The organism is Pseudomonas sp. PS01300, assembly GCF_029960155.1.
Classification (GTDB): Bacteria; Pseudomonadota; Gammaproteobacteria; order Pseudomonadales; family Pseudomonadaceae; genus Aquipseudomonas; species Aquipseudomonas palmensis.
The window spans coordinates 40839-51967 of record NZ_JASCPN010000040.1 but is presented as its reverse complement, the minus strand read 5'-3'; the positions used below and the strand labels follow the sequence as shown (position 1 = coordinate 51967).

Here is an 11129-nt window from a genome sequence, read left to right as displayed (position 1 = left end):
GGTCAAGCCCGCTCCCACAGGGTGTCTGAGCACCGAAAACCTGTGGGAGCGGGCTTGACCCGCGATTGCAGTCGACTCATTTCTCGAGGTGTTCAGCCCCTTGCAGCGCCTCGTCACCCAGCATCAGCGTGGTGTCGTGCGCCACTTGCTCTTCTTCGAACAGGCGCCATACCTGGCCCTTTTCGGTACCCAGCAGCTCGACGAAACGCCGGCCCTCGACCTTGTCGCTCAACTGCCCCAGGTAACGCCCGGGCTCGCTTTCGCTGCGGGTCAGCATGATCTTGCGGTCCTTCTCCGGCTGGGTCGGCGAGATCAGGTTCAGCTCCAGGGTCTGCGGCTGGCTGTCACCGCTCAGGCGCAGGTCCACTTCGCCGGTCAGCTCGTCCAGGTGCACGCTGGCCTTGAGCTTCAGGCTCTGCCCCAGCAGCTCGCGGTCCAGCGAGCGGTTGATGCCCTTGCCAGCCTCGTAGTAGTTGTCGTTGACCAGGTTGTCCGGGTTGTTCACCGCGATGGTCACCATGGTCAGGCTCAAGGTCACCGACGTGGCCAGCACGCCGATGATGATCCACGGCCAGAGGTGGTGGTGCCAGGGGCTGGAGGCGTTTGCAGGCATGTCTCTACTCTCTTAGCGAATGTTGGGGCCGATGAAACGGCTCTTGGCTTCGACCTGGGTGCCGTTGTCGTCGGCGTCCTTGAGGGTGAAGGTGACTTCGTTGGCAGTCGAAGGCAGATCTTCCGGTGCCATCGACAGTTGTACCGGCAGGCTGACGATATCGCCGGCCGCCACGCGGATCTCCCGCGCGCCTTCGAGCTTGAGGTCCGGCAGGCCGGAGGCATCGAGCACGTACACGTGGTCGCGCTGGTCCTTGTTCATCACCTTGAGGCTGTACACGTTCTCGATGCGGCCCTGGGCGTTCTCGCGGTACAGCACGCGGTCCTTGCTCACGTCGAAGCCCACCAGCGGGCGCATGAGGAAGGCGGTGGCCAGCAGGCCGATCATCACCAGCAGCACCACGAAGTAGCCGATCAGGCGCGGGCGCAGCATGTGCGTCTTCTGCCCCGACAGGTTGTGCTCGGTGGTGTAGCTGATCAGCCCGCGCGGGTACTCCATCTTGTCCATGATGGTGTCGCAGGCATCGATGCAGGCGGCGCAGCCGATGCACTCGATCTGCAGGCCGTCGCGGATGTCGATGCCGGTCGGGCATACCTGCACGCACATGGTGCAGTCGATGCAGTCGCCCAGGCCCTTGGCCTTGTAGTCCATGTCCTTCTTGCGCGGGCCGCGGGTTTCGCCGCGACGCGGGTCGTACGACACGATCAGCGTGTCCTTGTCGAACATCACGCTCTGGAAGCGCGCATACGGGCACATGTAGATGCACACCTGCTCACGCAGCCAGCCGGCGTTGCCGTAGGTGGCCAGGGTGAAGAAGCCGACCCAGAAGTAGGCCCAGCCGTCGGCCTGGCCGGTGAAGAATTCGATGCTCAGTTCGCGAATGGGGCTGAAGTAGCCGACGAAGGTCATGCCGGTGACGAAGCCGATGCTCAGCCACAGGCTGTGCTTGGCCAGCTTGCGCACCAGCTTGTTGGCGCTCATGGGCGCCTTGTCGAGCTTGATGCGCTGGTTGCGGTCGCCTTCGGTGACCTTCTCGCACCACATGAAGATCCAGGTCCACACGCTTTGCGGGCAGGTATAGCCGCACCACACGCGCCCGGCGAACACGGTGATGAAGAACAGGCCGAAGGCCGCGACGATCAGGATGCCCGAGAGCAGGATGAAGTCCTGGGGCCAGATGGTGGTGCCGAAGATGTAGAACTTGCGCTCGGGCAGGTTCCACCACACGGCCTGGTGCCCGCCCCAGTTCAGCCAGACGGTACCGAAGTACAGCAGAAACAGGAGGGCCCCGCCGGCCATGCGCAGGTTGCGGAACAGGCCGGTGAAGGCGCGGGTGTAGATCTTTTCCCGTGCGGCATAGAGGTCGACGCCGCCGGCATCTTTCTTGGCAGGTGGGGTGACGTCATGTACTGGAATCTGTTTGCTCATCATTGAGTCCCACGGCAGTGGAAAAGTGCCGCGGCCAGTACATGCCGACCGCAGTCAGAAGTTGTTGCTGCTCTAGGGCGCATGATACGCCTGTCATTGCGGTACAGGGTGCAGTGCGACCTTTGGTCGCGTTGGTTAGTGGCGGGCGATAGTGTAGTGGAGCTTGTCAATTGACCTGAGTCACGTGGGTGGCAGATCCGGCCCCTTGGCCGGCTTGCCGGCAGAAGGGGCCTGCGCCAATAAAAAGGCCCCGCCAGCAACACTGGCGGGGCCTTTTCACAGCCGGGGCATGTTCACTGCGCTTCGGCGGTTTTCTCTGGCTGGTGCGACAGGCTGTAGACATAGGCCGCCAGCAGGTGGACCTTGTCGTTGCCCTGAATGTCCTGCTGCGCCGGCATCTGGCCCTGGCGGCCGTAACGGATGGTCTGCTGCAGCTGGGCGTAGCTCGAGCCGTAGATGAACGCCTGCGGATGGGTCAGGTTGGGCGCGCCCATCGCCGGGGTGCCTTTGCCTTCCGGTCCGTGGCAGGCCACGCAGTTGGCGGCGAACAGCTTCTTGCCGTTTTCCACGTCGGCCTTGGCGTCCTTGGGCAGGGTGCGGCCATCGAGGTTGGTCAGCACGAACCCGGCCACATCGGCCACGCCCTGCTCGCCGATCACTTCGGCCCACGCCGGCATCACGCCGTGACGACCGCCCATGATGGTGGCCTTGATGGTCTCGGGCTCGCCGCCCCAGCGCCAGTCGTCGTCGGTCAGGTTGGGGAAGCCGTAGGAGCCCTTGGCGTCGGAGCCGTGGCATACCGAGCAGTTGGAGGCGAACAGGCGGCCACCCATCTTCAGGGCTTGCGGATCCTTGGCCACTTCTTCAATTGGCATCGCTGCAAATTTGGCGAAGATCGGCCCGAACTTGGCATCCGAACGCGCCATTTCCTTTTCCCACTCGTGCACGCCGGTCCAGCCCGACTCGCCGTTGGCAAAGGCCACCTTGTTTTCGTTGTCCAGGTACTGGTAGCCCGGCAGCAGGCCTTTCCAGTTGCCCAGGCCCGGGTACAGCACCAGGTAGCCCAGGGCGAACACGATGGTGCCCACGAACAGCATGAACCACCACTTGGGCAGCGGGTTGTCGTATTCCTCGATGCCGTCGTAGGCGTGGCCCACGGTTTCTTCGGTGGTTTCGCTGCGCTGGCCCTTGCGGGTGGACAGCAGCAGCCAGGTCAGGGCAAAGATGGTACCCAGACTCAGAACGGTGACGTACAGACTCCAGAAGGTAGTCATTCTTTGTTACTCCTAGAAGCGCTCGCTTGCGCTTGCTCGACGTGCTTGCTGGCTTCGGGATCATCCGCGAAGGGCAGCATGGTCGCTTCGTCGAACTCGGACTTGCGCCGAGAACTGAATACCCACAACGCCAGGCCGATGAAGGCCACCATCACCACGACGGTGCCCAGGCCACGAATCATCCCGATATCCATCAAGGTCACCGTTTGCTTTTGATGATGGTGCCCAGCCCTTGCAGGTAGGCAACCAGAGCGTCCATTTCAGTCTTGCCCTTGACCGCGTCGCGGGCACCGGCGATGTCCTCGTCGGTGTAGGGCGTGCCGAGGGTACGCAACACTTCCATTTTCCTGGCGGTCAGCTTGCCGTCGAGGGTGTTCTCCACCAGCCACGGGTAGGCCGGCATCTTCGACTCCGGCACCACGTTGCGCGGGTTGTACAGGTGCGCGCGGTGCCAGTCGTCGGAGTAGCGGCCGCCGACGCGGGCCAGGTCAGGCCCGGTACGCTTGGAACCCCACAGGAACGGGTGGTCCCACACGCTTTCACCGGCTACCGAGTAGTGGCCGTAGCGCTCGGTTTCGGCGCGGAACGGACGGATCATCTGCGAGTGACACTGCACGCAGCCTTCACGGATGTAGATGTCGCGGCCTTCCAGCTCCAGCGCGACGCGAGGCTTCATGCCCTCGACCGGCTTGTTGGTGACGTCCTGGAAGAACAGCGGGACGATCTGGGTCAGGCCGCCGATGCTCACGGCGATGACCATGAAGAAGGCCAGCAGGCCGATATTCTTCTCGACTACTTCGTGCTTCATCAGTGAGCTCCAACGACAGCGATCTGAGCGGCGGCTTCAGCTTCGGCCGGCTGCGAGGCGCGGACGGTGCGCCAAACGTTGTAGGCCATCAGCAGCATGCCGGAGGCGAAGAACGCACCGCCCAGTGCACGCACGATAAAGCCCGGGTGGCTGGCCTGCAGCGCTTCGACGAAGGAGTAGGTGAGGGTGCCGTCGTCGTTGATGGCGCGCCACATCAGGCCCTGGGTGATGCCGTTGACCCACATCGAGGCGATGTACAGCACGGTGCCGATGGTCGCCAGCCAGAAGTGCGCGTTGATCAGGCCCACGCTGTGCATCTGCACGCGGCCATAGATTTTCGGAATCATGTGGTACAGCGCGCCGATCGAGATCATCGCTACCCAGCCCAGAGCGCCGGCGTGTACGTGGCCGATGGTCCAGTCGGTGTAGTGCGACAGCGAGTTGACGGTCTTGATCGCCATCATCGGGCCTTCGAAGGTCGACATGCCGTAGAACGCCAGCGATACCACCAGAAAGCGCAGGATCGGGTCGGTGCGCAGCTTATGCCAGGCGCCCGAGAGGGTCATCATGCCGTTGATCATGCCGCCCCAGCTCGGGGCCAGCAGGATGATCGACATCGCCATGCCCAGCGACTGCGCCCAGTCGGGCAGCGCGGTGTAGTGCAGGTGGTGGGGGCCTGCCCAGATGTACAGGGTGATCAGCGCCCAGAAGTGCACGATCGACAGGCGATACGAGTAGATCGGGCGTTCGGCCTGCTTGGGTACGAAGTAGTACATCATGCCCAGGAAGCCGGTGGTCAGGAAGAAGCCCACGGCGTTGTGGCCGTACCACCACTGGATCATCGCGTCGGTCGCGCCCGAGTAGGCCGAGTACGACTTGAACAGGCTGACCGGCAGCGAGGCGTGGTTGACGATGTGCAGCATCGCGGTCACCACGATGAAGGCACCGTAGAACCAGTTGCCCACATAAATGTGCTTGGTCTTGCGCTTGACGATGGTGCCGAAGAACACCGCACCGTAGGTAACCCACACGATGGCCAGCAAAATGGCGATAGGCCATTCCAGTTCTGCGTATTCCTTGGTCGTGGTGTAGCCCAGCGGCAGGGTGACCAGCGCGCCGACGATCACCGCTTGCCAGCCCCAGAAGGTGAAGGCCGCGAGGCTGTCGGAAATCAGTCGCGTCTGGCAGGTTCGCTGCACGACATAGTAGGAAGTGGCAAACAGTGCGCACCCACCGAAGGCGAAGATCACCAGGTTGGTGTGCAGGGGGCGCAGGCGTCCAAAGCTCGTCCACGGCAGGTCCAGGTTCAGCTGAGGCCAGACCAGTTGCGAGGCGATGAAGACACCGAGGCCCATGCCAAGGATCCCCCAGACCACCGTCATGATGGCGAACTGGCGGACGACCTTATAGTTATAAGCAGTCGGACTGATTGCTGTGCTCATTCTAAGGTTCCACGGTTTGGGTGTTTTTGTTGGTTAAAAAATCGGCGCAAGTATGTATAAACCGTGTGGTTATTGCAACGCGATGGAAATCGCGCCGCACCTTGCGAAGGCCGATTTTACGGCGTTTCCAGCCGATTGGCGGTGGGAAGTGTACACAATCGCAAGGCGATAATGTGCACCATTATTCCGCTTTCGTTGTGCACGCATTAAGCTGCCTTGGCACTATCGTCCTGCGTGGTCAGGGCAGGCAATTCGCACTTGGGCCGGGATCCATCAGCCTTTGGTGGTGGCTCGCGAACAGAAAGTGCGCCAAAAAGGTGCATTCAGGTGCAAGACTTCAAGCCACTGTGGCAACAAGCTTAGTCTCGATCAGGGGGGGTGCAAGGCGGGTGTGCGGCGGGGTGCGACACTTGGTCGCAAGGGGCGGTGGGAACCGCCGCACCGTTGTCGATGCGGCGGTTTGAGTCAAGGCTCAGTTACATCATCGTTTCACTTGGCAGTTACGTTCTCTGCCGGTTGCGACAGGCTGTAGACATAGGCCGCCAGCAGGTGGACCTTGTCGTTGCCCTGAATCTCCTGCTGAGCCGGCATCTGGCCCTGACGGCCGTAACGGATGGTCTGCTGCAGCTGGGCATAGCTCGAACCGTAGATGAATGCCTGCGGGTGGGTCAGGTCAGGTGCGCCCATCGCCGGGGTGCCTTTGCCTTCCGGTCCGTGGCAGGCCACGCAGTTGGCGGCGAACAGCTGCTTGCCGTTTTCCACGTCGGCCTTGGCGTCCTTGGGCAGGGTGCGGCCATCGAGGTTGGTCAGCACGAACCCGGCCACATCGGCCACGCCCTGCTCGCCGATCACTTCGGCCCAGGCCGGCATCACGCCGTGACGACCGCCCATGATCGAAGCCTTGATGGTTTCCGGGTCACCGCCCCAGCGCCAGTCATTGTCGGTGAGGTTGGGGAAGCCGTAGGCACCCTTGGCGTCCGAGCCGTGGCACACCGAGCAGTTGGAGGCGAACAGGCGACCGCCCATTTTCAGCGCCTGCGGGTCCTTGGCCACTTCTTCCACCGGCATGGCGGCGAACTTGGCGAAGATCGGCCCGAACTTGGCGTCGGCGCGGTCCATTTCCTTTTGCCACTCGTTGGCGCCGGTCCAGCCGTTCTCGTAGCCGGGCAGGATGCCTTTCCAGTTGCCCAGGCCCGGGTACAGGATCAGGTAGCCCACCGAGAACACCAGGGTGCCCACGAACAGCCAGAACCACCACTTGGGCAGCGGGTTGTCGTACTCCTCGATGCCGTCGAAGCTGTGGCCCATGGTCTGGTCGGTGGTGCCCTTGCTCTGGCCCTTGCGGGTGCTGAGCAGCAGCCAGGTCAGGCCGATCAGGCTACCGATGGTCAGTACGCAGATGTACGTACTCCAGAAGGTGGTCATTGCCCGTTACTCCTCGATTCGGATTCTTTGGCGGCAGGTACAAGGCGATCGTCGGCGAACGGCAGCAGGCTCGCTTCGGCGAACTCGCGGTCACGCCGGCCGCTGAACACCCACAGCGCCAGGCCGATGAAGGCGATGGCTACCAGCAGGGTGCCCAGGCCGCGTAACTGGCCGATATCCAGTGTGAAGTCCATGGCGCTTACCTCTTGTTCTTGATCGCGGTGCCGAGCACCTGCAGGTAGGCGACCAGCGCGTCCATCTCGGACTTGCCCTTGAGCGAGGCCACGGCGCCGGTGATATCGTCGTCGCTGTAGGGCACGCCCAGGGTGCGCATCACGCGCAGCTTGGTCTCGGTATGGCTGCTGTCGACCGGGTTGGCCACCAGCCACGGGTAGGCCGGCATCTTCGACTCGGGTACCACGTTGCGCGGGTTGTACAGGTGCGCGCGGTGCCAGTCGTCGGAGTAGCGGCCGCCGACGCGGGCCAGGTCAGGCCCGGTACGCTTGGAGCCCCACAGGAACGGGTGGTCCCACACGCTTTCACCGGCTACCGAGTAGTGGCCGTAGCGTTCGGTTTCGGCGCGGAACGGGCGGATCATCTGCGAGTGGCACTGTACGCAGCCTTCACGGATGTAGATGTCGCGGCCTTCCAGCTGCAGCGCGGTGTAGGGCTTCATGCCTTCGACCGGCTTGTTGGTGACGTCCTGGAAGAACAGCGGGACGATCTGGGTGAGGCCGCCGATGCTGACGGCAAACACCATCAACAGCACCAGCAGGAAGACGTTCTTCTCGATTACTTCGTGTTTCATCAGGTTCTCCTCAGGCCAGCTGCGCAGTGGCGTTGGCGGTCTCGCCCGCTGGGGCACGCACGGTGCGCCAGGTGTTCCAGGCCATCAGGAACATGCCGGTGAGGAAGATCGCACCGCCCACGAACCGCACGATGAAGCCAGGGTGGCTGGCCACCAGGGTTTCGACGAAGGAGTAGGTCAGGGTGCCGTCGGCGTTGACTGCACGCCACATCAGGCCCTGGGCGATGCCGTTGACCCACATCGAGGCGATGTACAGCACGGTGCCGATGGTCGCCAGCCAGAAGTGCGCGTTGATCAGGCCCAGGCTGTACATCTGCTCGCGGCCGAACACTTTCGGGATCATGTGGTACAGCGCGCCGATCGAGATCATCGCTACCCAGCCAAGGGCGCCGGCGTGTACGTGGCCGATGGTCCAGTCGGTGTAGTGCGACAGGGCGTTGACGGTCTTGATCGCCATCATCGGGCCTTCGAAGGTCGACATGCCGTAGAACGCCAGCGACACCACCAGAAAGCGCAGGATCGGGTCGCTGCGCAGCTTATGCCAGGCGCCCGAGAGGGTCATCATGCCGTTGATCATGCCGCCCCAGCTGGGCGCCAGCAGGATCAGCGACATCACCATGCCCAGCGACTGCGCCCAGTCGGGCAGGGCGGTGTAGTGCAGGTGGTGCGGGCCGGCCCAGATGTACAGGGTGATCAGGGCCCAGAAGTGCACGATCGACAGGCGATACGAGTACACCGGGCGCTCGGCCTGCTTGGGCACGAAGTAGTACATCATGCCCAGGAAGCCTGCGGTCAGGAAGAAGCCTACGGCGTTGTGGCCGTACCACCATTGCACCATCGCGTCGGTGGCGCCGCCGTACAGCGAGTACGACTTGGTCAGGCTGACCGGGATTTCCAGGTTGTTGACGATATGCAGGATCGCCACGGTGATGATGAACGCACCGAAGAACCAGTTGCCCACGTAGATGTGCTTGGTGGTGCGCTTCATCAGGGTGCCGAAGAACACCACGGCGTAGGCCACCCAGACGATGGTGATCAGGATGTCGATCGGCCATTCCAGTTCGGCGTATTCCTTGGAGCTGGTATAACCCAGCGGCAGGCTGACGGCCGCGAGCACGATCACCAGTTGCCAGCCCCAGAAGGTAAAGGCGGCAAGGCGTGGCGAGAACAGCACGGTCTGGCAGGTACGCTGTACCGAGTAGTAGGAGGCGGCGAACAGTGCACAGCCTCCGAAGGCGAAGATCACCGCGTTGGTGTGCAAGGGGCGCAGGCGCCCGAAGCTGGTCCACGGGAGGTCGAAGTTGAGTGAAGGCCAGACGAGCTGCGCGGCGAGAAAAACGCCGAGCCCCATCCCGACGATTCCCCACACCACCGTCATAATGGCGAATTGGCGGACCACCTGGTAGTTGTAGGCGGTACTGCTGGTTGTGTTCATGTATGGGTTCCCATCCACGGTTATAGGCAGGCTAAACAGCGAGGCAAGCATGAGTAATGGGCAAGTGGCCGGTATTGACGGGGATCAATGGGCGCAGTGGGTCGAACAACGCGGCTGGTTGTACGATGCCCCGCAAAATCAGGCAGATGCGTCGCCCCTGGGGTGCCTGATCCTGGCCCACGGCGCGGGCGCACCCATGGACAGCGCGTTCATGACCGACATGGCGCAGAGGCTTGCCGCGCAAGGGCTGGCGGTACTGCGCTTCGAGTTTCCCTACATGGCTCAGCGCCGGCTCGATGGTGGCAGAAGGCCGCCAAACCCCCAGGCCCGCCTGCTCGACTGCTGGCGCGAAGTGGTGGCCCAGGTGCGACCATTGGTCGCTGGGCCGCTGGTGATCGGCGGCAAGTCCATGGGCGGGCGCATGGCCAGCCTGGTGGCGGACGAACTGGGGGTGGATGCGCTGGTGTGCCTGGGGTATCCGTTCTATGCCGCAGGCAAGCCCGAGAAGCCGCGGGTGGCGCACCTGGCCGAACTGAAGACGCCAACCCTGATCGTGCAGGGCGAGCGTGATGCGCTGGGCAATCGCGAGACGGTGGAGGGGTATGCACTGTCGTCAGCCATCGAGCTGTGCTGGCTGGTGGCAGGGGATCATGACTTGAAGCCGCTGAAGGCCTCGGGGTTCAGCCATGCGCACCACCTGGGGGCGGCGGCGGACAGCATCGTGGCGTTTTTACGCTGATGGCCGCTTCGCCGGCAAGGCCGGCTCCTGCAACGACCGCAGTCCCCTGCAGGAGCCGGCCTTGCCGGCGAAGCCTTTGAATCAGTCGCGGTATTCGCACAGGTAGGCGGTATCGACCTTCACCTGCAGCTGGAACTTGCTGTCGGCCGGCACATTGAACTGGCTGCCGGCGGTAAAGGTTTCCCAGTTGTCGCTGCCCGGCAGCTTGACGATCAGGGCGCCGGACACCACGTGCATGATCTCGCGCTTGGCCGTACCGAACTCGTACTCGCCCGGGGCCATCACGCCGACAGTGGCCGGGCCTTCGGCGCTGGTGAAGGCGATCGACTTGACCGTGCCATCAAAGTACTCGTTGACCTTAAACATGGGCGACTCCTGAAAGGGGCAAAAAAGGGCTGGCCAGTATGCCCAAGCCTCCCGGTGGCGTCATCCGCTTTCAGGCGCCCTGGGCCGGCAGGCTCAGCGGCAGCAGGCGTGCGGTATTGCGCGCATCTTCCAGGGCGCGGTGCTGCTGCCCGACAAACTGCAGCCCGGCCAGGGCCAGCGCGCCCTTGAGCCCGGGCGGGCGTTTCAGGTGGCGGGCCTTGGCGAAGCGCTGCTTGAGGTTGAGGTGGCAGGTGTCGGCCAGCAGGCTGTGCACCTGGTGCACCTGCCATTCCTGCAGCAGCTGGCGGCGATCGTAGTCGCCCCAGCTGACCCAGCCCTGCAGGTGCGCCTGCTGATGCTGCAGCCAGTGCTCGAACCCGTCCCACACCTTGGCAAAGGAGGCGGCGGCGTCGATGTCCGCCTGGGCGATATGCGTCAGCTCACGGCAAAAGGGCGTCAGCAGCGGGCGCCGCCGGGGTTTGACGAAGCGCTGGAAGTGGTCCACCTCGCGGCCTTCGCGGTTGACCAGGCTGGCGCCGATCTCGATGATTTCCATGTCTTCGATCGGCCAGCCACCCTCGTCGGTGGTAGCTTCCAGGTCGATCACCAACCAGTGGCCCATGGCAGGCTCCTTGACAGATACTCGCCTGAGCGTAGCCAATCTGTGGCCTGTGCGGTATCCCGTGGCCATTTGCCTGATGGTTCTGCCAGTTGTGCAAGCGTAGGAAAACGCCTAGTTTAGGCGCGAACCCGTAAAGAGTGTGTTGCCTTGAGTTCAGCGTCACTGCCAC

The 11129-nt window shown here is 63.2% G+C and carries 13 protein-coding genes; 1 reads left to right on the top strand and 12 read right to left on the bottom strand.

What is annotated here, in order from left to right; genetic code table 11:
• Window positions 1-76 precede the first annotated feature (76 nt).
• The 10 genes from QMX96_RS18480 to ccoN (QMX96_RS18435) form a co-directional block, all read right to left on the bottom strand.
• The gene (locus tag QMX96_RS18480) at window positions 77-613 is read right to left on the bottom strand and encodes a FixH family protein (protein WP_043862382.1); all 537 of its coding nucleotides are present in this window, start codon (window positions 611-613) and stop codon (window positions 77-79) included.
• A 12-nt stretch (window positions 614-625) separates the two neighbouring features.
• Window positions 626-2041, bottom strand: a complete 1416-nt coding sequence (ccoG, locus tag QMX96_RS18475) for a cytochrome c oxidase accessory protein CcoG (protein ID WP_058542067.1) — start codon at window positions 2039-2041, stop codon at window positions 626-628.
• A gap of 293 nt (window positions 2042-2334) precedes the next feature.
• Window positions 2335-3315 (bottom strand): cytochrome-c oxidase, cbb3-type subunit III, encoded by a 981-nt coding sequence (gene ccoP / locus QMX96_RS18470; RefSeq protein WP_043862384.1) that lies wholly within the window; start codon window positions 3313-3315, stop codon window positions 2335-2337.
• Window positions 3312-3509 carry a CcoQ/FixQ family Cbb3-type cytochrome c oxidase assembly chaperone gene (locus QMX96_RS18465; protein ID WP_043862418.1) on the bottom strand — a complete coding sequence of 66 codons (198 nt, stop codon included), beginning with the start codon at window positions 3507-3509 and terminating at the stop codon, window positions 3312-3314. Before QMX96_RS18465 ends, ccoP (QMX96_RS18470) begins: the two co-directional genes overlap by 4 nt.
• 5 nt (window positions 3510-3514) lie before the next feature.
• Window positions 3515-4123 carry a cytochrome-c oxidase, cbb3-type subunit II gene (gene ccoO, locus QMX96_RS18460; protein WP_043862385.1) on the bottom strand — a complete coding sequence of 203 codons (609 nt, stop codon included), beginning with the start codon at window positions 4121-4123 and terminating at the stop codon, window positions 3515-3517.
• Window positions 4123-5565, bottom strand: coding sequence for a cytochrome-c oxidase, cbb3-type subunit I (gene ccoN / locus QMX96_RS18455; RefSeq protein ID WP_043862386.1), 1443 nt, complete (start codon window positions 5563-5565; stop codon window positions 4123-4125). The genes ccoO (QMX96_RS18460) and ccoN (QMX96_RS18455) overlap by 1 nt, the downstream gene beginning before the upstream one ends.
• 489 nt (window positions 5566-6054) lie before the next feature.
• Window positions 6055-6990, bottom strand: a complete 936-nt coding sequence (ccoP, locus tag QMX96_RS18450) for a cytochrome-c oxidase, cbb3-type subunit III (protein ID WP_282362192.1) — start codon at window positions 6988-6990, stop codon at window positions 6055-6057.
• A complete protein-coding gene (locus tag QMX96_RS18445; RefSeq protein WP_043862388.1) occupies window positions 6987-7184 on the bottom strand; it encodes a CcoQ/FixQ family Cbb3-type cytochrome c oxidase assembly chaperone in 198 nt (65 codons plus the stop codon). Before QMX96_RS18445 ends, ccoP (QMX96_RS18450) begins: the two co-directional genes overlap by 4 nt.
• 5 nt (window positions 7185-7189) lie before the next feature.
• On the bottom strand, window positions 7190-7798 hold the full coding sequence (gene ccoO, locus QMX96_RS18440; protein ID WP_043862389.1) for a cytochrome-c oxidase, cbb3-type subunit II: 609 nt from the start codon (window positions 7796-7798) through the stop codon (window positions 7190-7192).
• A 10-nt stretch (window positions 7799-7808) separates the two neighbouring features.
• A complete protein-coding gene (gene ccoN / locus QMX96_RS18435) occupies window positions 7809-9233 on the bottom strand; it encodes a cytochrome-c oxidase, cbb3-type subunit I (RefSeq protein WP_043862390.1) in 1425 nt (474 codons plus the stop codon).
• Between the two features lie 49 nt (window positions 9234-9282).
• On the opposite strand from ccoN (QMX96_RS18435), the gene QMX96_RS18430 reads away from it, so the two are divergent.
• On the top strand, window positions 9283-9972 hold the full coding sequence (locus QMX96_RS18430; protein ID WP_043862391.1) for an alpha/beta family hydrolase: 690 nt from the start codon (window positions 9283-9285) through the stop codon (window positions 9970-9972).
• 81 nt (window positions 9973-10053) lie between these two features.
• Here the strand turns inward: QMX96_RS18430 and QMX96_RS18425 are convergent, their stop codons facing one another.
• Entirely contained in the window at window positions 10054-10338 is a 285-nt protein-coding gene (locus QMX96_RS18425; RefSeq protein ID WP_043862392.1) for a pyrimidine/purine nucleoside phosphorylase, read from the bottom strand.
• A gap of 70 nt (window positions 10339-10408) precedes the next feature.
• Complete coding sequence (locus QMX96_RS18420) at window positions 10409-10960, bottom strand: exonuclease domain-containing protein (RefSeq protein WP_043862393.1); 552 nt, start codon at window positions 10958-10960, stop codon at window positions 10409-10411.
• Between the last annotated feature and the right edge of the window lie 169 nt (window positions 10961-11129).

What these genes read in the sequence shown, in the direction of transcription:
- QMX96_RS18480 (WP_043862382.1), bottom strand. Translation starts at nt 613, where the DNA reads ATGCCTGCAAACGCCTCCAGCCCCTGGCACCACCACCTCTGGCCGTGG.
- ccoG (WP_058542067.1), bottom strand. Translation starts at nt 2,041, where the DNA reads ATGAGCAAACAGATTCCAGTACATGACGTCACCCCACCTGCCAAGAAA.
- ccoP (WP_043862384.1), bottom strand. Translation starts at nt 3,315, where the DNA reads ATGACTACCTTCTGGAGTCTGTACGTCACCGTTCTGAGTCTGGGTACC.
- QMX96_RS18465 (WP_043862418.1), bottom strand. Translation starts at nt 3,509, where the DNA reads ATGGATATCGGGATGATTCGTGGCCTGGGCACCGTCGTGGTGATGGTG.
- ccoO (WP_043862385.1), bottom strand. Translation starts at nt 4,123, where the DNA reads ATGAAGCACGAAGTAGTCGAGAAGAATATCGGCCTGCTGGCCTTCTTC.
- ccoN (WP_043862386.1), bottom strand. Translation starts at nt 5,565, where the DNA reads ATGAGCACAGCAATCAGTCCGACTGCTTATAACTATAAGGTCGTCCGC.
- ccoP (WP_282362192.1), bottom strand. Translation starts at nt 6,990, where the DNA reads ATGACCACCTTCTGGAGTACGTACATCTGCGTACTGACCATCGGTAGC.
- QMX96_RS18445 (WP_043862388.1), bottom strand. Translation starts at nt 7,184, where the DNA reads ATGGACTTCACACTGGATATCGGCCAGTTACGCGGCCTGGGCACCCTG.
- ccoO (WP_043862389.1), bottom strand. Translation starts at nt 7,798, where the DNA reads ATGAAACACGAAGTAATCGAGAAGAACGTCTTCCTGCTGGTGCTGTTG.
- ccoN (WP_043862390.1), bottom strand. Translation starts at nt 9,233, where the DNA reads ATGAACACAACCAGCAGTACCGCCTACAACTACCAGGTGGTCCGCCAA.
- QMX96_RS18430 (WP_043862391.1), top strand. Translation starts at nt 9,283, where the DNA reads ATGAGTAATGGGCAAGTGGCCGGTATTGACGGGGATCAATGGGCGCAG.
- QMX96_RS18425 (WP_043862392.1), bottom strand. Translation starts at nt 10,338, where the DNA reads ATGTTTAAGGTCAACGAGTACTTTGATGGCACGGTCAAGTCGATCGCC.
- QMX96_RS18420 (WP_043862393.1), bottom strand. Translation starts at nt 10,960, where the DNA reads ATGGGCCACTGGTTGGTGATCGACCTGGAAGCTACCACCGACGAGGGT.